General features: G+C 61.6%; 19 protein-coding genes. 9 read left to right on the top strand and 10 right to left on the bottom strand.

What is annotated here, in order from left to right; genetic code table 11:
• Window positions 1-121: 121 nt before the first annotated feature.
• From VJS46_RS06405 to VJS46_RS06395, 3 genes are all read right to left on the bottom strand, one after another.
• Entirely contained in the window at window positions 122-856 is a 735-nt protein-coding gene (locus VJS46_RS06405) for an SPOR domain-containing protein (protein WP_324058722.1), read from the bottom strand.
• Entirely contained in the window at window positions 856-2583 is a 1728-nt protein-coding gene (gene argS, locus VJS46_RS06400) for an arginine--tRNA ligase (RefSeq protein ID WP_324058737.1), read from the bottom strand. Before argS ends, VJS46_RS06405 begins: the two co-directional genes overlap by 1 nt.
• A 61-nt stretch (window positions 2584-2644) precedes the next feature.
• Complete coding sequence (locus tag VJS46_RS06395; protein ID WP_324058720.1) at window positions 2645-3286, bottom strand: hypothetical protein; 642 nt, start codon at window positions 3284-3286, stop codon at window positions 2645-2647.
• A gap of 109 nt (window positions 3287-3395) precedes the next feature.
• Between VJS46_RS06395 and ispH the strand changes: the two genes are divergently transcribed.
• The 3 genes from ispH to rnhA all read left to right on the top strand — a co-directional run bounded on the left by ispH (window position 3396) and on the right by rnhA (window position 5909).
• Window positions 3396-4343: a 4-hydroxy-3-methylbut-2-enyl diphosphate reductase gene (gene ispH / locus VJS46_RS06390; protein ID WP_324058718.1), complete on the top strand. Its 948-nt coding sequence runs from the start codon at window positions 3396-3398 to the stop codon at window positions 4341-4343.
• Between the two features lie 154 nt (window positions 4344-4497).
• A complete protein-coding gene (gene thrB / locus VJS46_RS06385) occupies window positions 4498-5460 on the top strand; it encodes a homoserine kinase (RefSeq protein ID WP_324058716.1) in 963 nt (320 codons plus the stop codon).
• Complete coding sequence (gene rnhA, locus VJS46_RS06380; RefSeq protein ID WP_324058714.1) at window positions 5457-5909, top strand: ribonuclease HI; 453 nt, start codon at window positions 5457-5459, stop codon at window positions 5907-5909. Before thrB ends, rnhA begins: the two co-directional genes overlap by 4 nt.
• A gap of 5 nt (window positions 5910-5914) precedes the next feature.
• On the opposite strand, the gene VJS46_RS06375 is transcribed toward rnhA, so the two are convergent.
• Window positions 5915-7099 carry an HPP family protein gene (locus VJS46_RS06375; RefSeq protein WP_324058712.1) on the bottom strand — a complete coding sequence of 395 codons (1185 nt, stop codon included), beginning with the start codon at window positions 7097-7099 and terminating at the stop codon, window positions 5915-5917.
• 74 nt (window positions 7100-7173) lie between these two features.
• On the opposite strand from VJS46_RS06375, the gene VJS46_RS06370 reads away from it, so the two are divergent.
• From VJS46_RS06370 to metK, 3 genes are all read left to right on the top strand, one after another.
• Window positions 7174-8034 (top strand): dienelactone hydrolase family protein, encoded by an 861-nt coding sequence (locus VJS46_RS06370; RefSeq protein ID WP_324058709.1) that lies wholly within the window; start codon window positions 7174-7176, stop codon window positions 8032-8034.
• Between the two features lie 304 nt (window positions 8035-8338).
• Window positions 8339-9877, top strand: coding sequence for an apolipoprotein N-acyltransferase (lnt, locus tag VJS46_RS06365; protein ID WP_324058706.1), 1539 nt, complete (start codon window positions 8339-8341; stop codon window positions 9875-9877).
• Between the two features lie 79 nt (window positions 9878-9956).
• Window positions 9957-11153: a methionine adenosyltransferase gene (gene metK, locus VJS46_RS06360; RefSeq protein WP_324058704.1), complete on the top strand. Its 1197-nt coding sequence runs from the start codon at window positions 9957-9959 to the stop codon at window positions 11151-11153.
• Window positions 11154-11293: 140 nt separating this feature from the next.
• On the opposite strand, the gene VJS46_RS06355 is transcribed toward metK, so the two are convergent.
• From VJS46_RS06355 to VJS46_RS06345, 3 genes are read right to left on the bottom strand one after another with little or no spacing between them, the layout of a single operon-like run.
• On the bottom strand, window positions 11294-11965 hold the full coding sequence (locus VJS46_RS06355) for a phosphoribosyltransferase (RefSeq protein ID WP_324058702.1): 672 nt from the start codon (window positions 11963-11965) through the stop codon (window positions 11294-11296).
• Complete coding sequence (locus tag VJS46_RS06350; RefSeq protein WP_324058700.1) at window positions 11949-12617, bottom strand: alpha/beta hydrolase; 669 nt, start codon at window positions 12615-12617, stop codon at window positions 11949-11951. Before VJS46_RS06350 ends, VJS46_RS06355 begins: the two co-directional genes overlap by 17 nt.
• Window positions 12618-12621: 4 nt before the next feature.
• Window positions 12622-13965: an erythromycin esterase family protein gene (locus VJS46_RS06345; RefSeq protein WP_324058698.1), complete on the bottom strand. Its 1344-nt coding sequence runs from the start codon at window positions 13963-13965 to the stop codon at window positions 12622-12624.
• 262 nt (window positions 13966-14227) lie between these two features.
• Here VJS46_RS06345 and VJS46_RS06340 point away from each other — a divergent pair, with 262 nt between their 5' ends.
• Entirely contained in the window at window positions 14228-14356 is a 129-nt protein-coding gene (locus VJS46_RS06340; RefSeq protein WP_324058696.1) for an entericidin A/B family lipoprotein, read from the top strand.
• 150 nt (window positions 14357-14506) lie between these two features.
• Here VJS46_RS06340 and VJS46_RS06335 read toward each other — a convergent pair whose 3' ends face one another.
• The 3 genes from VJS46_RS06335 to VJS46_RS06325 all read right to left on the bottom strand — a co-directional run bounded on the left by VJS46_RS06335 (window position 14507) and on the right by VJS46_RS06325 (window position 18014).
• On the bottom strand, window positions 14507-15910 hold the full coding sequence (locus VJS46_RS06335; RefSeq protein WP_324058735.1) for an NAD(P)H-dependent flavin oxidoreductase: 1404 nt from the start codon (window positions 15908-15910) through the stop codon (window positions 14507-14509).
• A 91-nt stretch (window positions 15911-16001) separates the two neighbouring features.
• Window positions 16002-17141: a glycosyltransferase family 4 protein gene (locus VJS46_RS06330; RefSeq protein ID WP_324058694.1), complete on the bottom strand. Its 1140-nt coding sequence runs from the start codon at window positions 17139-17141 to the stop codon at window positions 16002-16004.
• Window positions 17142-17147: 6 nt separating this feature from the next.
• Entirely contained in the window at window positions 17148-18014 is an 867-nt protein-coding gene (locus tag VJS46_RS06325; protein ID WP_324058692.1) for an alpha/beta hydrolase, read from the bottom strand.
• 37 nt (window positions 18015-18051) lie between these two features.
• On the opposite strand from VJS46_RS06325, the gene VJS46_RS06320 reads away from it, so the two are divergent.
• Window positions 18052-19449 carry a protein adenylyltransferase SelO family protein gene (locus VJS46_RS06320; RefSeq protein ID WP_324058690.1) on the top strand — a complete coding sequence of 466 codons (1398 nt, stop codon included), beginning with the start codon at window positions 18052-18054 and terminating at the stop codon, window positions 19447-19449.
• A gap of 85 nt (window positions 19450-19534) precedes the next feature.
• Window positions 19535-20953 (top strand): succinylglutamate-semialdehyde dehydrogenase, encoded by a 1419-nt coding sequence (gene astD / locus VJS46_RS06315; protein ID WP_324058689.1) that lies wholly within the window; start codon window positions 19535-19537, stop codon window positions 20951-20953.
• Window positions 20954-20961 lie beyond the last annotated feature (8 nt).

Raw genomic sequence — 20961 nt, 5'->3', positions numbered from 1 at the left:
TTTGTCAGTGGTGACGCTTCAGATTTTTTGCCTTCAGAAGGTTCGTCATTCCGCGCAGGCGGGAATCCATCTCCCGGCGTCCTTTCCGGGATGAGAGCCAACAATAGCCGCTCCCGGAAAGTCAGTTCGACACCGCCAAGCAATTCTCGCCCGCGATCATGAGCTTGCCGCAAAGCTCATTGGCCTGGGCGCCAGAACCCGTGCGAGCGCGCAGGCGGTAGAGGGTTGCGCCGTTAACGTCGACCGGGGAGACCGACTTTTCCAGCCCCGCCAGATAATCAAAGCGCTTCGAAAGCGCCGTCCAGGCCTGCTCAGCACCGCTTTGCGTGCCATAGGCGCCTAGCTGGATCATGGCGCCGCCACTGCTCGCGGCCTTCACGGGGGCAGGTTTCACCGGAACGGCCTTTGTATTGTCGGCCACGCGCGCCTTCACCTTGGGTGCAGGAGCGCTAGGCGTGGCGGGCTTGGGCTTGGCCGTGGTGGAGCCGGGACCGGCGACCGGCGCCTCCGGCAACAGATTGGGATCCAGCTTGCCAGCGCCTTCCACGCCTTCGCTGGTGGCGAAGCTGCTGTCGCCCTCTCCATCGAACTGACGCGCGTCGCGATCCTCGGCAGGAACCTTGTAATCACCCTCCGGCGCAGTGATTAGCCTCCCGTCGCCAGCGCCGGTCCGGGCATTTTGCAGCCAATAGATGCCGCCGATAATCGCACCCAGAAAGACCAATCCCGCGACGATCAGCAGGATGAGGCGGATGATCGAAATGCCTTCATCATCATCGCCGTCATCCACAGCCTCCAGCCAAGGCAGCCTGTCCTCGTCCTGAAGGTCCAGGCTGTCGCGGTCAGTATCGGTCATTACTGCATCTCCGAAAGGGCCTTCACTCCCATGAGTGCCAACCCGTTACGGACAATCTGCCCTATTCCCCCGGCCAGGAAAAGCCGCGCCGAGCTTATGGCAGGGTCGTCCGCAATCACCATCCGCAATTCGGGGCGATCGTTGCCCATGTTCCAGAACGCATGAAAGGCCGCGGCGAGGTCGTTCAAGTAAAAAGCGACTCTGTGCGGTTCATGGCTCTGTGCAGCGGATTCCACAATTCGCGGAAATTGCGCAGCCAATTTTATGAGCGTGATTTCCTCCGTCCCAAGCAGGGACAGATCCGGCGGAGGCAATTGCAGGCCCGCTTCCTTCGCCTTGCGCTCCAGCGAGCAGATGCGCGCATGGGCATATTGCACATAGAAGACGGGGTTGTCCTTTGATGCTTCGACCACCTTTGCAAAGTCGAAATCCATCTGCGCGTCGGCCTTGCGCGTCAGCATGGTAAAGCGGACGACGTCCTTGCCGACTTCGTTCACGACGTCGGCGAGCGTCACAAAATTGCCCGCGCGCTTCGACATCTTGATGGGCTCGCCCTCCCGCAGCAGGCGGACCATCTGCACCAGCTTTATGTCGAGCGGCACGCTGTCATTGGTGAGCGCCTTTACCGCCGCCTGTATGCGCTTGACGGTTCCGGCATGATCAGCGCCCCAAATGTCGATCAACTGATCGGCGCTCTGAGCCTTCTGATAATGGTAGGCGAGGTCCGCACCGAAATAGGTCCAGCTACCGTTCGATTTCTTGATCGGACGGTCCTGATCGTCGCCGAATTGCGTCGAGCGGAAGAGCGGCAGTTCGACGGGTTCCCAATCCTCGGGCGTCTCGCCCTTGGGAGCTTCCAGCATGCCGTCATAGACAAGGCCCCGTGCGCGCAACTCCGCCTCGGCGGCGTCCGGCTTGCCTGCCGCCTGAAGCTCGGCCTCAGAGGAAAAGACATTGTGGTGGATGCCAAGCAAGGCGAGATCGGCCCGGATCATGTCCATCATCGACGCGACGGCTTCCTTGCGGAACCGGGCCAGCCATTGGCTCTCTGGCGCGCCCACATATTTTCTGCCAAATTGCGCCGCGAGGCTTTCGCCCACAGGCTTCAGATAGTCGCCCGGATAAAGCCCTTCGGGAATTTCGCCGATATCTTCGCCCAGCGCCTCGCGATAGCGCAGATGGGCGGAACGTGCGAGGACGTCCACCTGCCCGCCTGCGTCATTTATGTAATATTCGCGAGTGACCTCATATCCGGCATATTCAAGCAGCGTGGCAAGCGCGTCACCCACAACCGCGCCCCGGCAGTGGCCCATATGCATTGGGCCGGTGGGATTGGCGGATACATATTCGACATTGACGCGAGAGCCCTTGCCAGTCTCGGAACGGCCATAATTGTCGCCATCCGCATGAATCGCAGCCAGTTCCGCCCGCCAGGTCGCATCGGTGAGGCGCAGGTTGATGAAACCGGGGCCGGCGACCTCCGCTCCTGCCACTTCGGGGAGCGCCGCCAGCTTGGCCGCGATTGCCTCCGCGAGCGCACGCGGATTGCTCTTCGCGCCTTTGGCAAGCACCATGGCGGCATTGGTGGCGAGGTCGCCATGCGTGGGATCACGCGGCGGCTCTACCGCCACTGCCTTGCGGGGCAGGCCGGGCGGCAATGCGCCTTCGAGTTCCAGAGCATCAAGCGCCGCATCCACATGTGCGGCAAAACGGGCGTAAAGTGTCAAAGCCAAGGCCTTTGCATCTGCCGGCTGGCGACAGAAAAAGGTGCCGCCCGGCCGATAAAAATCAACGGGTTACGTTATATTTGAGCTGGTCCTGGGTCAGATTGAACCCGACAAGCAGCTCAAAGCTAGTTCGCTGCAGCGCCGCGCGGACCGCAGGATCCGACATGGGATCAAGCGCTGCGTCCGCGTCACCCGCCTTGCGCTCGCGCGTGATCCGCTCCTGAATATCGGCGGGCAGTGTCGCCTGCGCCTTGTCGACATAGGATTCGGCGCGGCCCGAGGAGCTGGCGCGATATTGGCCATCCTCGAAACGCAAGGTTACCTGGCCCACGCGCTTGGAGACAACCGCACTCCCCCCACGCATCACGGTTGCGAAATAGGGCAACGTCACTTCGCGCGCGCCGGCGGGATCGCTGCGCCGGGCGTGAACGTCGAAGGTCGCCTGGGTATAAAGCTGGTCCCCGCTGTCATTGCAGCTAGAGCGCAGATTGGTGATGTTCGCCACCACATCGATGGCGCGCGCATCGCGGCTTTCAGGCGGATTGAACAACGTGATATCGCCGGTATGATCGGGGACACCGACCGTTGGACAGGCCGAACGCTTCGCAATGACGCCGCCGGTAACGTCGAGATCGCCGACCTTGGCGCAAGCGCCGAGCGCCAAAAGGACCGAACTGGCGATGAGGGCTTTTTGAATTGACACATTATATCCCTTGCTAAGGCGTTCCGGCTTCTTATCCGCGCCTTTCGGCCCGCGCAACCGAAAGGAACCGGCTTTCGCTCCGGCGCGGAACAGACTAAGGGCAGCACCCATGACCGATCTTCCGCCCCTGAGCATCCTGATCGCCGCGCCGCGAGGCTTCTGCGCGGGCGTGGATCGCGCCATCACCATAGTCGAGCGGGCGATCGAGAAATATGGTCCCCCCGTCTATGTCCGGCATGAAATCGTGCACAACAAATATGTGGTGGACAGCCTGAAGGCGAAGGGCGCGGTGTTCGTGGAGGAACTCGACATGGTCCCGGACGGGGTGCCGGTCGTCTTTTCCGCCCATGGCGTGCCAAAGGCAGTGCCCGCCAAGGCCGAGCAGCGCGGTCTTTCCTATCTGGACGCGACCTGCCCGCTGGTGTCGAAGGTGCACCGTCAGGCCGAACGGCAGGTACAGGCCGGACGTCATATCCTGTTCATCGGGCACAAGGGCCACCCGGAGGTTATCGGCACCTTCGGCCAAGTGCCCGAGGGCAGCATGACGCTCATCGAAACCAACGAGGACGCCGAGGCATTCGAGGCGGAGGATCCCTACAATCTGGCGTTCCTCACCCAAACCACTTTGTCGGTCGATGATACGGCCGCGATGGTGACGACGCTGCGGCGGCGCTTTCCTTCGATCATTGCGCCCAAGGGTGAGGACATCTGTTATGCGACCTCCAACCGGCAGGCGGCGGTCAAGGCCATAGCGCCCCGCTGCGACCTGATGCTGGTGATCGGCGCTCCCAACAGCTCCAATTCCCTGCGTCTGGCGGAAGTTGCGGAACGTACCGGAACGCCCGCCCGCCTGATCCAGCGGGCGGACGATATCGATCTTGCATGGCTCGACACAGTGCGGACACTCGGCATCACCGCCGGAGCCTCGGCGCCTGAGGTACTGGTGCGCGAGGTGGTGGAACGCCTTGCGAGCCGTTTCGCCGTCACTGAGGAACAAGTCGAAACGGCGCGGGAAACCATCGCCTTCAAAATGCCGCGCGGGCTGGAGGCGGCATGAGGAAGTCAGTTTCTGTTTATGGCGAAAACAGCCGCTATTTAGATAAAGCAAATCCGCCGTCCCTACTAAGGCAGGGACCTCTGCCTTCGCAGGGGCGACGGATGTGTTTGCTTCAGGATTTGCAAAGGCCCATGAGCGGGCGGGTGCCTGCCTGATGGCCGTTTACACGCATGTTCCGGCCGAGGAGATGGCCGAATTCCTGACCCGCTATGATGCAGGCGAACTGCTGTCCGCCAAGGGGATCGCTGAAGGGGTCGAGAACAGCAATTACCTCGTTGAGACCAGCACAGACCGTTTCATTCTGACCCTCTACGAAAAGCGGGTGAATGAGGCGGACCTGCCTTTTTTCATGGATCTGCTCGATCATCTCGCCGCGCGCGGATGCAAGGTGCCGCGTTTCATTGCGGACCGGGAGGGCAGGCGGCTTCAGCAGCTTTCTGGCCGCCCCGCCTGCCTGATCGAGTTCCTGACTGGCATTTCGGTGACCGAACCTAAAGCAGCGCAAAGTCGGGCTGCGGGGAAAGCGCTGGGCGAAATGCACGCGGCAGCGGCAGACTTCACGGGCACCCGGCCCAATGCGCTCGATCTTCGGGGCTGGCACGACCTTGCCCGGAAATGCGGGGAGCATTTTGACGACATCGCGCCGGGCCTCGGCAAAAGGGTGGCGGAAGAGCTGGCCTTCTTGGACGCGAACTGGCCCGCGGACCTGCCCCGCGCGGTCATCCATGCCGATCTGTTCCCGGACAATGTGCTCATGCATGGCGATGAAGTAACGGGCCTCATCGACTTCTATTTCAGCTGCACGGATGTTCGCGCCTATGATGTGGCCGTCACGCACAGCGCCTGGTGCTTCGACTTTGACGGCAGCAATTATCATCCTGAGCGCGCCGCAGCGTTGATCGCGGGCTATGATGAGGTCTTCGGCCTCAGCGATGAGGAACGCGCCGCCTTTTCCACCCTCTGCCGGGGCGCCGCGCTCCGGTTCATGCTGACGCGCGCTTATGACTGGATCAACACCCCGGCCGACGCACTGGTGACTCGCAAGGACCCGCTGGCCTTCCTTCGCCGGCTCGATTTTTATGCGAGCGCCGATCCAAAGGCGTTGCTCGGCGCATGAGCGAGCTTTCCAGCGTAGAAATCTTCACTGACGGCGCCTGCAAGGGCAATCCGGGACCCGGAGGCTGGGGCGCGGTGATCCGCTACGGAAAACATGAAAAGGAACTGTCCGGCGGCGAAAGCAACACAACCAACAACCGCATGGAACTGATGGCCGCGATTGAGGCCCTCAATGCCCTCACCCGGCCTTGCCAGGTGATCCTCTCCACCGACAGCAATTATGTGAAGGACGGGATCACCAAATGGATCTTCGGCTGGCAGAAAAACGGCTGGAAGACCGCTGACAGGAAGCCGGTGAAGAATGCTGACCTCTGGCAGGCCTTGCTTGCGGCAGTCCGGCGGCACCAGGTCGAATGGCGCTGGGTGCGCGGCCATGCCGGCCACCCGGAAAATGAGCGGGCCGACCAATTGGCAAGCGACGCCGCACGGAGCATCGCCGCGGCGGGTTAATAGCGTCACGCCGCTCTTGTGCTCGCCTTACTGGCAGACGCATTGGTGACCAGTTCGGCGACATGGCTCCGCCACAGCGCCGCGAGAAGATCGGTCTGCGTGATAAGTCCCAGAAGCTGGCCCTCCGGCGTAGCCACAATGGCCTCGCGGTAAACGCCTCCTGAAAGGATGGGCAGCAGTTCGTCAATGGGCGCATCCGGGGAGACAATGCAGGGTGAGTCCCGCATCACTTCCGCGACCGTGCGCGCCTCTGGAACCGCCAGTTCGGCAAAGCCCACTATGCCCGCTATGCGGCGATCCGCACCGACCACCGGCAGGATGCGCAGGTTGCGCTGGGCAAGGCGCCTGCGTGCGCTCTCCACCGTTTCTTGGGGCTCAGCATGGACAAGATCTCGCGACATGATCTGGCTGCAGCGGATTTCACCATGCAGCCGCCGATGGGCCCGTGCCTCCACCGCGCGAAACAGAGCATCGAGATCGTCCCTGCTGACATCGAGCAGTTCGTCATAGCGGGCAAGGACGCTGTCAAGGTCAGCGGCCGTGAAGCCTACCCGGTCCTGAGGCGGGGGGTCCTTGGTGCCGTGGCCGCTCTGCGACAAGGCGCTCACCCGGTGGGGATAGCTGTGCCGGGTGGCATTGTTGAAAATCAGGCCGAAACCCACCAGCAGCAAGGTGTTGAGCGCCACCGGCATGAGGGCGAAGGACCAGCCAGCCGCAGCAATCGCGGGACCGCCGATCGCGGCCGTCAGCGCCACCGCCCCTCCGGGCGGATGGAGACAGCGCAGCAAGCTCATCAGCGTTATTGCCAAAGCGACCGCACAGGGCCCTGCGTAAAAAGGATCGCCCACCAGCTTTGCGCAGGCGATGCCCGCAAGGGCCGAAACCACATTGCCGCCAAGCACTGGCCAGGGCTGGGCCAGCGGGCTTGCGGGAACGGCAAAGACCAGAACGGCCGAAGCTCCCATGGGCGCAATCAGCCAGGGAAGTCCTTCCTGGCCTCCGAGCCAGAGCTTGCAGACCGCTCCTGTTACCAAGAGTCCGCAGAGCGCCCCGATCGATGATACCAGCCGGTTCAGCCGGCCGGCAGGTACGAATGAGCGAGCCAATATGCGCAGCAACTCGAAGGACTTCCCGGAATCGAGAGGCAAGGAAATTGCGGCCTCATAGTGGGAAAAGCGCCATTCGTCCACCGATGCAGGTTGAAAGAAGCGTTGAAGCAGGGAATGATGAATCCGCAAGGACTCCCTGGCGTCTGGAGGTTTCGATGTCCAAAGACGAAGAAGAAACGCATGTTTCCCGCCGTGAATTCACAGCCATCTCTGTGGCGGCAGGGATAGTCGGCCCCACCGGCACAGCTTTCGCCGCTGGAGCTGTCAGCACCCGCGCTGTGAAGATCAAGACGCCGGATGGCATATGCGATGCTGTGCTGGTACATCCGGAAGGAAAGGCCCAGTCGGCCGGAGTGATCTGGTATTCCGACGCCCTGGGGCTGCGTCCGGCAATGGTGGAAATGGCTAAGCGCCTGGCCGCGCACCATTATGCCGTGCTGGTGATCAATCCCTTCTACCGGCTGCGCAAGACTCCAGTATTTCCGCCCGCATTCAGCCTTTCCAATCCCGATGACCGGGCGGAGGTCATGAAGATGATTGCCGGACTGGACCATCAAAAGGTTAGCAAGGATGCTGATGCCTTCGTCTCATTCCTTGACGCTCAGCCTGAAGTGAACCGTACGCGGCCACTTGGGGCGGTCGGCTTTTGCATGGGCGGCGCCATGACAATCCGGGCGGCGGTTATCGCCCCGGATCGTGTGGGCGCAGCCGTTTCCTTCCATGGGGGCAAGCTGGTGACGGAAGACGCCACAAGTCCGCACCGGCTGGTGGCGCGGACAAAGGCGGCCTATCATATCGGCATTGCGGCCGATGACGATGAGAAGGAACCTCAGGCAAAGGTAGCGCTGCGCAAGGCTTTCGATGCGTCCAAACGGCCCGCCAGCATCAAGGTCTATCCGGGCACCAAGCATGGATGGACGGTGACGGACAGCGCCGTTTATGACAAGGATCAGGCGGAACAGGCCTGGGCGGCGATGCTGGAGCTTTACAAGCAGAAGCTGGGCGGCACCGCCTGATGTGCGAAGACTGGTTTGGTTGGAGCGGCCGGTCCGTTTCCCTCTCCTTTGGGGAGAGGATACGCAGGCTTGGCGGCTTGCAGCCTAGCCGGAGTTGGTGAGGGGTTGTGCCTTCTCGGTTGCGTGGAACCCCTCACCCAACTGCGACTAAGTCCGACTGCGTCGGCCTAAGTATACATATCCCTCTCCCTCCGGACAGGGGGCAAAGAAGGTCAGCAACCGCCCTACAACAGATCATCAAAAGCCGCCCAGTTCATTTCTCGCGCGGTTGCAACTGTCGCAAAAGCAGGCAATAGCAGCGCCCGTGCTCAGCCGTCATTCCCATATCGCCGCGCTTCTCCTTGGGCTGGTCTCCGCAACCGGATTTGCGCCCTGGGGGCTTTGGCCGCTGACCCTGGCTGCGCTGGTAGTGCTGATGCTGCTGGTGGAGGCAGCCGATAAGCTGAAGTCTGCGCTTTTGCGGGGCTGGTGCTTCGGGGTCGGTCATTTCACCGCCGGGCTCAACTGGATCGCGCACGCATTCACCTTTCAGGACGCGATGCCGCATTGGTTCGGCTATGGCGCGGTCGTCCTGCTGTCGCTTTATCTTGCCGTTTATCCGGCGATGGCGGCGGGCCTCGCCTGGCGGTACGGCAGGCAGGACCGGCGGCAATTCGTTCTTTTCTTTGCCGTCGCATGGATGGTTACTGAATGGCTTCGCGCCAATATGTTTACCGGCTTTGCCTGGAATCCGCTGGGCGTCATCTGGGTCGCCATCCTGCCATTGGCGGACAGTGCGCGTTGGATCGGGACCTATGGCCTTTCGGTCCTGACGGCGCTTGCCGCAGGCACCATTCTGCTGCTCCTCACCGGGAGACACAGGCGTTTTGCGGCATGGACGGCGGGCCTCATCATCCTTTCTGCCGGAGCAGCCTCGCTCACCAAGCCTGCTGTTCCACCGCTGCGCAAGAACGTGCCCATCCGCATCGTCCAGCCCAATATCGGGCAGCAGTACAAGCATGTCGAAGCCTATGAGGAACCCAATTTCCTGAAGCTTGAAAGGCTTTCGGGCCAGCCCTCCGCCGCACCCCGGCTGCTTTTCTGGCCAGAGGCGGCGGTGCCCGCCATATTGGACCTGGAACCGCACTGGCGCGACCGCCTGGCCGCTGTGCTAGGACCCAATGAGCTGCTCATGACCGGCGGACTGAAGCTTTATTATGAGTTTCAGGACAAGAATGGTTTTCGCGAAACCGTCCTGACCGGAGCCAATAATAGCCTTTGGGTCCTCACTCCTGACTCGCGGCTGATTGGCCGTTACGACAAGGCGCATCTGGTGCCCTATGGCGAATATCTGCCGATGCGAGGCCTGCTGCAGCCGCTGGGTCTATCCCGCCTTGTTCCCGGCGATGCGGACTTCTGGCCGGGGCCAGGGCCACAGACTCTGGAACTTCCCGGTGCGGGCGGTCGTCCGCCGCTCAAGATGGGTGTCCAGATCTGCTATGAGATCATCTTTTCCGGCCATGTCCTGGAGGAAAAGGACCGTCCCGATTTCCTTTTCAATCCATCCAATGACGCCTGGTTTGGGAGCTGGGGACCGCCGCAGCATCTGGCGCAGGCACGGCTCCGCGCGCTTGAAGAAGGGATGCCGATCATCCGGTCCACACCCACCGGCATATCCGCTGTCATTGGACCGGACGGCGCGCTGCTTGCCAAGCTTCCGCTCGCCAAAGCGGGCTATCTGGACACCTTCCTGCCGCAAAAACAGGCCCCTACGCCATTGAGCCGGATGGGCAATCTCGCATCCTTCCTCTTTGCCGCACTTATATTTCTGAGCGCCATTGCGTTGCGCCGGCAGAGCCGCTAAAGATCCATATAAGGAAATCTTTATATGCGGCATGTTCCGTCGCAGGAACATCTTAGGTCAAGGAAAGTACGGGAGTATCATGCGCAGTTCCTATCTCTTCACCTCCGAATCCGTGTCTGAAGGACATCCCGACAAGGTATCGGACCAGATCAGCGACGCGATTGTGGATCTTTTCCTGTCAAAGGACCCGGAAGCCCGTATCGCCTGCGAAACCTTGACCACCACCCAGCTTGTCGTTCTTGCCGGCGAGATCCGCTGCAAGGGCGTGTATGAAAATGGCCAATGGGCGCCCGGCGCACTTGAGGAGATCGAGCGTACCGTCCGCGACACCGTGAAGCGCATCGGCTACGAGCAGGACGGCTTCAATTGGAAGAGCCTCCGCTTCGAGAATAATCTGCACGGTCAGTCGGCGCATATCGCACAGGGCGTTGATGCAAGCGGCAACAAGGACGAAGGCGCGGGCGACCAGGGCATCATGTTCGGCTATGCCTGCAACGAAACGCCCGGCCTGATGCCGGCAACGCTTTATTATTCCCATAAGATCCTCGAGAAGATGGCCGCTGACCGCCATTCCGGCGAAGCAGACTTCCTGGAGCCCGACGCAAAGAGCCAGGTCACGCTGGCATTCGAAAATGGCAAGCCGGTGCGGGCCACCGCCCTTGTGGTGTCCACGCAGCACAGCGCCGCGCTCAGCAACCCGGAAGGCCAGCGGAAGCTGCGCGACTATGCCAAGAATGTGATGGAAGCAATCCTGCCATCCGGATGGCTGCCCGCCGATGACGCGATCTATGTCAATCCCACTGGCCTGTTCGAAATTGGCGGCCCGGATGGCGATGCCGGCCTTACCGGCCGCAAGATCATTGTCGACACCTATGGCGGCGCAGCCCCTCATGGCGGCGGCGCTTTTTCCGGCAAGGACCCGACCAAGGTGGATCGCTCCGCCGCCTATGTCAGCCGTTATCTCGCCAAGAATGTAGTCGCGGCGGGCCTCGCCGACCGCTGCACCATTCAGCTTAGCTACGCGATCGGCGTTGCCGAGCCGCTCTCGCTCTATGTCGACACCCATGGCACCGGCAAGATCGACGAGGCAAAAATCGAAGCCGTGCTGCCCCAGCTCGTCCGCCTGACGCCGCGCGGCATCCGCACCCATCTGGCCCTCAACAAGCCGATCTACCAGCCGACGGCAGCCTATGGCCATTTTGGACGAACGCCCAATGGCGACTTCTTCCCCTGGGAGAAGACAGATCTGATGGATGCGCTGAAACAGGCCTTCTGAAGCAATGGTAGCCGTTTCGTCATTCCCGCGGAGGCGGGAATCCATCTCCTGACGGCCGACCGGGCACTTGACGCTGGGAAATGAATCCCCGCCTTCGCGGGTATGACGGCGATTCCTTAATGCCTATCGCTTGCGCCCGCCTAACGCCCGGCTTCTCCCATGCCCGCCGCCTCGCGCATGAGGTGAATGACCTCCTCATCCCCCGTCTGCGCGAAGTCCGCATAATGCGCGCCAACAGCGTAGAAGGGGCTTGGCGATAGCAGGCAGACAATCTCGTCGCATTCCCCGGCAAGCTGCGCCACCGTGTCCGCTGGCGCCACCGGGACGGCCAATATCAGCCTCGCCGGATGGTTCTTGCGCAGCCCCTTTAAGGCAGCACGAACGGTGCCGCCGGTCGCGATGCCGTCATCCACGACAATCACTGTCCGTCCTTCCAGGTCCACCGGCCGGGATGCGCCACGATAAAGGCGGCGGCGCTCGTCGATGGTTTCCAGCTGCTTGCGCATCTCGGAGCGGATATATTCAGGGGTAGGCCCGAGCTGCCTGACAATATCCTCATTGAGGACAAGTTGCGGATTGGCGCCGTCAACGACCGCGCCGATGCCAAGCTCTTCATGGCCGGGCGCTCCGATCTTGCGGACGAACAGGACGTCAAGCTCTGCGCCAAGAGCCATCGCCACTTCATAAGCCACCGGAACCCCGCCGCGCGGCAGGCCGAGAATCACCGGCCTTGCGTCTGCGAATTGGGCCAGCGCCCTTGCCAGTCGTTTCCCGGCCTCATGGCGATCGCGAAATTCAGGATTTCTGAGCATCGCCCGTCTCCTTTGCTGTGCCGGGCAGATATTGGCTGAACCAATCAATTGCATGTTCCAGGACCTCATCCAGCGTGCCCGGCTCCTCGAATAAATGGCCTGCGCCTTCAACCACAGTGAGCCGGCGCGGCGCTTCGATACGGATCAGCGCCTCGCGGTTGAGGCGCAGCACCTCTCCGTCGAGGCTGCCGACGATCAACAGGGTCGGTGCATGAACCTCCTCAAGAGCATCGCCAGCGAGGTCCGCCCGCCCGCCCCGCGAAACCACTGCGCCGATTCGCCCGTCCGCCATCGCGGCGGCCAGCAGCGCCGCTCCCGCGCCCGTGCTGGCGCCAAAATAGCCGACCCGCAAACTTGCGGTTTCCCGCTGCTGTCGCGCCCAAGTTGTGGCGGTAACCAGCCGGGAGGCAAGCAAGGGGATGTCGAACACGTTGCGCCGGTCCAGTTCCTCCGCCGGCGTCAGCAGATCAAGCAACAAGGTCGCAAATCCGCTTGCACGCAGTCCTCTTGCCACCTGATTGTTGCGCGGGCTGAGCCGCCCGCTGCCGCTGCCATGCGCGAAGATCACCAGTCCCCTGGCATCGCCGGGAATACCAAGCAGCCCCTGTAAATGGCTGGGACCGATTTCCACCGGGAAAGGATCATCTACCATGATATTACAGCCCGAACGGATAGGTTTCGGGCGCTCCTTCAGGCCGTTCATGTCCGATCGGCGTCACCGCCCGGGTCTGTTCAAACCAGATCCAGGCGTCGAACTGCTCCGCCAGAACGGCCTCAAAATAGTGGCTCAGAAATTCGCTTTCGGGGCGATATATGACCCCGATGGCGCGCTCCAATAGCGGGATGCGCAGCATTTCGACCAATTCCCTGCGCTTTCCGCCGCGCCAGTCGGTAAGCGTGCGGGCAAGGCCGGTGCGGCGGAAGGCATGTTCATAGCTGTCCTGCCGGGCGGGCCGCACTGTCTTGATCTCCATCTCCCCGCCCCACTCGCTGGCGGCGGCAACCGTTCCCGTGTCCGTGCCAAAGCCGATCAGCACCGCCTCATCGCCATAGGCCGTCCGGCACAGTTCGCCGATGTTGAACTCGCCCTGCCACCCCATGGCCGTCGCATCAGCATTGCCGACATGCGAATTATGCGCCCAGACGACCGCCTTTGCGCGATCGCCGCGATGCTGCATCAGGCATTGGAGCGTGTCGAACATGTGGCGGTCGCGCAGGTTCCAGCTTTCTGTCGAACCGCGATACATGATCCGGTAATAGCGTTCGGCCGCCCGCACTATCCTTGCGTTCTGAACGGCGTCGAACCACGCTTCGCCATCCACGCCGATATCGCCGATGCGGTGGCGGAGCATGTCCTTGAGCTGCGCCACCACAGCGTCTTCGCATCCGGGGCGGCCGCCATGCATGACGGCGCGGCCATAGAGCGCCGGATCGTCCTGCCATGGCGTAAGGCAGCCATAGCGCTGCCGTGCGAGGGCGCCCGCCGTCGGATCGGCCTTGTCGAGATAGGCAAGCACAGCGTGTATGGATTCGTCCAGGCTATAGATGTCCAGCCCATGGAAAGAAGCTCGATCCTCCGGCTTCAGGGGCTCATTATGACCGCGGAGCCAGTCGGCAAAGGCAAGCACTTCCATGTTTCGCCACATCCATGTGGGAAAGCGGACAAACGGATCGCCTCGCCTCGGGCGAGCGGCATGATGCCGCACATAATTGTCGATCCGTGCGGCATCAGGCCAGTCGCCCTCGACCGCGACGATATTGAAACCATGATGTTCGATCAGCCGCCGCGTGATCGCCGCCCGTGCGCGGTAGAATTCGGAAGTTCCATGTGTCGCTTCACCAAGCAGCACCACGCGCGCATCGGCATATCGATCGAAGAATGGGCCGAATTCAGCCGCCCGCTCCGGCGGCGGCAGCGGCTCGGCATGGCCACGGAGGGCAGCGACCAGTTCGGCCGAGGCTTCCCGGCCGGTTTTCCCGCGGGTTCCTATATCGTTCACTCCACCTCTCCTGACCGCTGGCTGACTGATAGGGCCCCGTTCAGCATGGGCAGCCATGCGGTGACTTGAATGATGGATAAGGAACGATCCGGAAGGAGGAGCTGTTCCGAAAAAAATGCAGGAAATCTGCGGCCTGACCTCTTTTTGCCTGACGCCGCTCGGCCGCTCGCGGCGGGCCCGCTCCAGCCGTGCCGGGAACGAAGCGACTTTCTCTTGGTTTCTACCCAAGCACCAAATGAGGTGAAAAGATCAGGAGAAAATCATGATTAAGGCATTACTCGCCGCACTTACTGTGCCGGCGCTGTTGCTGATCAGCGCGTGCAATACCGTTGAAGGCGCAGGTGAAGACATCCAAAGCGCCGGCAACGCCGTTGAGGATGCGGCTGATTGATCAGAAACAGGCGATAGCCGCCCTTTGGCATGAGTATTGTTATAGCCGTTCGGGCTGAGCTTGTCGAAGCCTCTGCCTTTCTGGGAAGAGCAGAAACAAGGGGAGGCCCTTCGACAAGCTCAGGGCGAACGGCTTATCTTGACCGAGTTCTCAATCGCCGGTCAGGATACGATCCACCAGTTGCTTAACCGTCGGCACGAATCCGTTCGAGTAGAAGGGATCCTGCTTGAACTTGTACGCTCCGTGGCCCGCGAACATGAGATTCTGTTCAGGATCCCCGCCATGGACGATGTCCTGCAGCGTCTTTTGAATGCAGAAGCTGCGCGGATCGGCGAGACGGCCAGTGCTGTTGGTTTCGCTATCCATCCAGCTTGAAAAGGCACATTGGCTGAGGCAGCCCATGCAGTCGGCCTGATCCTTGCGGATCAGCGCGCGCTCCTCTTCCGTGACGAAAACCAGCGTATTGTCCGGGGTCTTGAGGGCGCTGGTATAGCCAAGGCCATACCATTCACGCGCGCGGAGCAGGTCCCCCCGCGTCACCCAGAAATTCTTGCCTTTGACGCCGACATCCAACTGATGTTGGTGGTCGCCCGCCGCTTCGCCGGAAAAGGCGATCTGCCGTTCCGAGCGTGCTTCAAGGGAACGGAGGAAGGGGTTGTGCACTGCCGAGGAATAAAAGCCCGTGGGCGAGAAGCGGTGCAGGAGGATGTCGCCTTCCTCCAACGTCATCAGCCGTTCTTTCCAACCCTGCGGAATCGGGCTTTCCTGAGTGAGCAGCGGTCGAGTACCAAATTGGAAGGCGATGCTGCCAAGCTCCGGGTTGTCGATCCAGTCATTCCAGTCGCGCAGATACCAGACGCCGCCGGCCATCACGATCGGCACATCGTCGCTGATCCCGCCTTCGCGCATGGTGGCGCGAAGGTCGCGAACGCGCGGATAGGGATCCTGTGGCTGCAGCGGGTCTTCCGCATTGGAAAGGCCGTTATGGCCGCCTGCCAGCCAGGGATCCTCATAGACCACAGCGGCCAGCCATTCGGATGCCTTGCTGTAGGCGCGCTTCCAAAGCGCACGGAAAGCGCGGGCCGAGCTGATGATCGGCAGGTAACTTACCTGATAGGAGGCAGCGATTTCGCTGAGCTTGTAAGGCATGCCCGCGCCACAGGTGACGCCCGCCACCATGCCGCGCGTCCGTTCAAGCACACCATGAAGGACGCGCTGCGCACCGCCCATCTCCCAGAGCACATTGATGTTGATCGCGCCCTTGCCGCCTGCGACCTCAAAGGCGCGCTTCACCTGCTCGACGGCGCCTTCGATGGCATATTTGATAAGTTCCTCATGCCGGTCGCGCCGTGTGCTGGCATGATAGACTTGCGGAATGATCTTGCCCGTGGGGTCATAGCTGTCGGCGTTCACGGCGGACACTGTGCCGATTCCCCCGGCGGCGGCCCAGGCTCCAGAGCTCATATGATTGGATACGGCAACGCCCTTGCCGCCCTCGACCAGCGGCCACACTTCGCGTCCGCCGTAAATAATGGGCTTCAACCCCTTGAACACATTAAGCTCCCCAAGCCTGTTCGCTAGCGCCCTCGCCAACTTGCCCCTATAGCAAGTTTTCGCGTCCATGCGCGCAAAATATCCGCGCGCCCTACAGCAATGCGTCCGGTCTGCCTAGAGCCTCTCCATAAAGCGCAGCGTAAGACACGATCATCTGTGTCTCCGCATAGGCGTGGACCGCCTTGTTCCGGTTCGCCGCACCGATCGCGGATCTGAGTCTGCTATCGCTCGACAACCTCTCCAATGCGGCCGTGAAGGCCGTCTCATCGCTTACTGGCACGATAAAGGGGCGATTCTCCGCCGCCACCATTTCGGCTACATCGCCCACATCCGTAGCGACGGCCGCCAGCCCTGCCGCCATCGCCTCGACCAGGGAGATAGGAAATTGCTCACTGTCGGAAGAAAGGGCGAACAGATCGAAAAGTCCAATGAAGCGAAATGGTTCCGCCATGAAGCCAGGCAAATGGATATGGGGCAGGCCATGTGCGAGCGCTTCCGCAACAATTGCCTGGCGCTCCGGCCCTTCGCCCACGATCACGAGTTGCAGCCGGTCCTTGTGCGCCGCCACGGCGCGCACCAGCTTTCGAAGATTCTTGACTGGCCGAAGACCCGCTAGCGTTCCCACCAGCAGCTTGCCTGGACTACGGATCAGGTCAGGAATCGCATCTGTCGCGGGAGGCTCCGCGTAGCGCGCCACATCGATCCCATTCCTGATCAGACGAACCTTGTCGCGTGGCTGCCGCCAATCGCAAAGGGCGATGCGCTCCAGCTTCGTAGAAGGGACCACTAGCGCGCGGGCACTGCCAAGGCCGATATGCCGGAACTGGTTACGGCTGGATTTCAGCCCCCCTGCTTCATCGCTATTGAAGCCATCCTCATGATGAATGAGCGCAGGTAGCTTCATCACCGGTGCGAAGAGCCGGTGAGCCATGACCGCGTCCATCGCGCCCCAATTATAGCTGAGCACCAGGTCAAAGCCCTGCATATAGCATGCAAGACGCCAGTAGCGAGCGACAGAAGGGCGGCCGGCAAGCGCAGGCGCGCGCTCCGGAAATTCCGTTGCGACGCCCGGTGCAATCGCCTCCCGCGCGCCAAGCTGGCCTGGAACACCGCTCAAGATGCAGTGAGAGGCCCTCTTTTCCCACGCGTTCATCAGCCTTACGGCTCGTGCTTCCTTGCCGCCTAGCGAAAAGCTGCTGTGAAGATGCAGGATACGGACCGGCCGGGTCATTCCTTGTCAGGCATCCTGGAGCACGCGCTGCAACAATCGGTCGATCCCCGCTACAGCCTGGGGCTCGTCAAGCACCGGTGCGTGGCCGACGCCAGGCACCGTCACCACCTCCGCCCGGTTCAGCCGCTGCGCCATGTGCTGCACCGTTGCCTCGCTCAACAGGTCCGACCGCTGGCCGCGGACCAGCAGGACCGGCACATCCTTGAGCGCCTCCAGCGTGGGCCAAAGATCAACGCCTGCTTCACCCCCCGGCATCCGCAGCGGCTCGGCGATCCGCATGTCATAGTCGAGCACGATCCTGCCGCCGCTGGTCAGCCGGTAGAGGCGCTTGGCCATGCCCAGCCAATCTTCCAACGTATAGCGCGGGTAAATGTCGGCACTGTTTTCCGCCAATCCCCGCGCGGCATGCACCCAGGTTGGATAGCTTCCCCCCGAACCAACATAACCCTTTATCCGGTCAAGCCCCACCTGCTCGATCACTGGCCCGATATCGTTGAGCAGCGCCCCCATTATGCGCCCCGGACGAGTTGCCGCCAGCAGCAGCGTCAATATGCCGCCCAAGGAAGTACCAAAGGCAATGAACCTGTCGACCGCGAGGTCCGTCAGCAGCCGTTCGATGTCCTGTGCATAGGTCAGGGGAACATAGGTCATGGGGTCCTTGGCATAGGCGCTTTCCGCCCTTCCCCGCATTTCCGGGCAGATGAGCCGCCATTCCCCCGCCAGCCGATTCGCCACCGCCTCAAAATCGCGGGCGTTGCGGGTGAGACCATGAAAACAGAGGATCGGCGGCCGGTCCGACGGTCCCGCATAATCGCGATAATGTAACCGCAAGCCGTCATTGGACCACCAATATCCGTCTTTATAGTCGGCCAAGCTTGAACCTTTCGCTGTTCCACCCCCATATCGCCTTATGCCGATCCAGCCGCAAGCCGCGAAATATAAGCCTGAGAGTCCAATCCTTTCGCTCGGCGAGAAGATCGGCGACCCCGTTCACGCCGCTGATTTCCCAAAGGCGATCCTGCGTTTCCGCAACGACCGCTGGGCCGAGGCGGTGGGATTGGACCATCTGAACGATGACCAATGGGTTCAGCATTTCGGCCGCTTTCAGCCATTGGAAGGCACGCTGCAGCAGCCCTTGGCACTGCGCTATCACGGCCATCAGTTCCGCGTTTACAATCCCGATATAGGCGATGGCCGCGGCTTCCTCTTCGCGCAGCTTCGCGATCATGCGGGACGGCTGCTCGACCTTGGAACCAAGGGATCGGGGCAGACGCCCTATAGCCGCTTTGGCGATGGCCGCCTTACATTGAAGGGCGGCGTTCGCGAGATACTCGCCACCGAGATGCTTGAGGCGCTGGGGGTCAACAGCAGCAAGACATTCTCCCTCGTCGAAACCGGCGAGGACCTGATCCGCGGAGACGAGCCCTCCCCTACCCGATCCTCCGTTCTTGTGCGCCTTAGCCACAGCCATATCCGCATCGGCACCTTCCAGCGCATCGCGCTTGAGCAGAATAGCGAGCTGATGACGCGGCTGGTCGACTACTGCCTGACGAACCTGCTTCAGCCAGCGCCGGAGGGGGTTGCGCCGCCCATAGCGCTGATGCGGCAGGCGGTTGAGAACACCGCCGAACTTGCCGCTTCCTTCATGGTGGCCGGATTTGTCCATGGCGTGCTCAACAGCGACAATATCAATATCACAGGCGAAAGTTTCGACTATGGCCCGTGGCGCTTCACGCCCCACTGGGAGCCGGGCTTCACCGCGGCCTATTTCGACCAGACGGGCCTTTACGCCTTCGGCCGCCAGGCGGAGGCGATCCATTGGGATGTCGCACAGCTTGCCGTTTCACTAAGGCTTCTCTGCGAAGCCGAGCCGCTGATTGCAGAGCTGGAGCATTTCCCCGCGCTTTATCAGGATTCCCTCATCACCCATTTTTTCCGCCGCATCGGCCTCACTCCCGGAGAGCGCGAGGCTTCGCTGCAATTCATCGAAAGCTGCGTTCAGGCGATGGCGCAGACGGGAACGGAGATCGACCGCTTCTTCTTCGACTGGCGCTGTGGCGATCCCCGATCGCCTGCCCGTTATGCGGGCGAGGCGTGGGATAAGGTGCGGATGGAGGCAGCCGCCTTTCTTCCCGCAGGGACGCGCGATCATCCCTATTGGACCGATGATGCGCCTTGTTCCATGCATATCGAGGAAGTTGAAGCCCTTTGGTCGGCGATTGCGGACCGTGACGATTGGGAACCGCTGAACCAGAAGGTCGAAGCCATTCGCCGCATGGGCGAGGCTCATCAACCCCGATTGACTTAGCCTTTCCCGGCGAAAGACAAGCTGGCGCCCCCTGAAAATTGCGCTACACCGCATTATATGAACCTGATGTCATCCGGCGCGCACCATGTCCCAGCTTGTCTCCACTGAGCCCGCGACGGGAGCCACGCTGTGGTCCGGCCAGATCAGCGATGTGGATGCTGAGGTCGCGCATGCGCGTGCTGCCTGGCCGCAATGGGCCGCGCAGCCGCTCACCAGCCGCATCGAAATCGTCCGCCGCTTCGCCAATCTGGTCCGGTCGAAAAATGGCAAGCTGGCCGATCTGATCGCCCGGGAGACCGGAAAGCCGATCTGGGAGGCGCTCACTGAGGTCGACGCGGTCATCAACAAGGTTGAAATCTCCATCGCCGCCTATTCCGAGCGAACCGGACAGAAGCGCATGGAAGGCGCAATGGGGGACCGCACGGCTATCCGGCACAAGCCACACGGTGTCATGGCGGTGCTTGGCCCCTATAATTTCCCGGCCCACCTGCCGAACGGCCATATCGTCCCGGCGCTGATCGCAGGCAACGCCGTTGTGTTCAAGCCATCGGAGAAGACTCCTGCTGTTGGCCAGATGCTGGTTGACCTATATCACGCCGCCGGCGTGCCCGATGACGCGATCCGCCTGATCATTGGTGGACCGCTGGAAGGAAAGGCGCTGACTGCCCACGCGGATGTGGATGGCATACTGTTCACAGGCTCAGCACAGACCGGCATCGCCATCAATGTCCAGCTCGCAAACCAGCCCAACAAGATCCTGGCCCTGGAGATGGGCGGCAACAATCCCATAGTTATCTGGGACACGCTCGACATCCACACCGCCGCCATAATGGTGGTCCAGTCGGCATTCCTCTCTGCGGGACAGCGATGCACGGCGGCCAAGCGGCTGATCGTCAAGGACAGCCTTTATGAACCCCTGCTGGCCCAGGTAAAGACCATAGCCGACCGGCTGATCGTGGGTGAGCCGCATAGCCAGCCTGCCCCCTTCATGGGGCCGGTGATCGATAATCAGGCGGCCGACGGCCTTACCGAAAGCTTCCTCATTCTGATGAGCAATGGCGGCAAGCCCATCAAGCATATGGCGCGCCCCATAGAAGGCCGTCCTTTCCTGACGCCCGGCATCATTGACGTGACCGACATGCCCGAGCGCCCGGACATTGAGTTGTTCGGGCCGTTGCTCCAGGTCATCCGCGTCTCAACCTTTGAGCAGGCTATCGCCGAGGCCAACAACACCCGCTACGGCCTGTCCGCGTCCCTGATCGGCGGCACGGCGGAGCTTTATGACCAGTTCTGGGCGAATGTGCGCTCTGGCGTCATCAACTGGAACAAGCCCACCAATGGCGCCCCTTCAACCGCTCCCTTCGGCGGAGTCGGGATATCCGGCAACCACCGGCCAAGCGCCTATTATGCAGCGGATTATTGCGCCTACCCTGTGACTTCGTCGGAGGCAGACCAGGCTCGGGCGTCGATCGGCATCGGGCTGAAGGACGCAGTGTCAGAATAAATAGCCTC

This window comes from Rhizorhapis sp., from assembly GCF_035276005.1.
Taxonomy (GTDB): domain Bacteria; phylum Pseudomonadota; class Alphaproteobacteria; order Sphingomonadales; family Sphingomonadaceae; genus Rhizorhapis.
The sequence above is the reverse complement of the archived record's forward strand: the minus strand, read 5'-3'. Positions and strand labels throughout refer to the sequence as shown.

What these genes read in the sequence shown, in the direction of transcription:
- rnhA (WP_324058714.1), top strand. Translation starts at nt 5,457, where the DNA reads ATGAGCGAGCTTTCCAGCGTAGAAATCTTCACTGACGGCGCCTGCAAG.
- VJS46_RS06405 (WP_324058722.1), bottom strand. Translation starts at nt 856, where the DNA reads ATGACCGATACTGACCGCGACAGCCTGGACCTTCAGGACGAGGACAGG.
- ispH (WP_324058718.1), top strand. Translation starts at nt 3,396, where the DNA reads ATGACCGATCTTCCGCCCCTGAGCATCCTGATCGCCGCGCCGCGAGGC.
- VJS46_RS06340 (WP_324058696.1), top strand. Translation starts at nt 14,228, where the DNA reads ATGATTAAGGCATTACTCGCCGCACTTACTGTGCCGGCGCTGTTGCTG.
- thrB (WP_324058716.1), top strand. Translation starts at nt 4,498, where the DNA reads ATGGCCGTTTACACGCATGTTCCGGCCGAGGAGATGGCCGAATTCCTG.
- VJS46_RS06355 (WP_324058702.1), bottom strand. Translation starts at nt 11,965, where the DNA reads ATGCTCAGAAATCCTGAATTTCGCGATCGCCATGAGGCCGGGAAACGA.
- VJS46_RS06320 (WP_324058690.1), top strand. Translation starts at nt 18,052, where the DNA reads ATGCCGATCCAGCCGCAAGCCGCGAAATATAAGCCTGAGAGTCCAATC.
- VJS46_RS06350 (WP_324058700.1), bottom strand. Translation starts at nt 12,617, where the DNA reads ATGGTAGATGATCCTTTCCCGGTGGAAATCGGTCCCAGCCATTTACAG.
- astD (WP_324058689.1), top strand. Translation starts at nt 19,535, where the DNA reads ATGTCCCAGCTTGTCTCCACTGAGCCCGCGACGGGAGCCACGCTGTGG.
- VJS46_RS06370 (WP_324058709.1), top strand. Translation starts at nt 7,174, where the DNA reads ATGTCCAAAGACGAAGAAGAAACGCATGTTTCCCGCCGTGAATTCACA.
- VJS46_RS06330 (WP_324058694.1), bottom strand. Translation starts at nt 17,141, where the DNA reads ATGACCCGGCCGGTCCGTATCCTGCATCTTCACAGCAGCTTTTCGCTA.
- metK (WP_324058704.1), top strand. Translation starts at nt 9,957, where the DNA reads ATGCGCAGTTCCTATCTCTTCACCTCCGAATCCGTGTCTGAAGGACAT.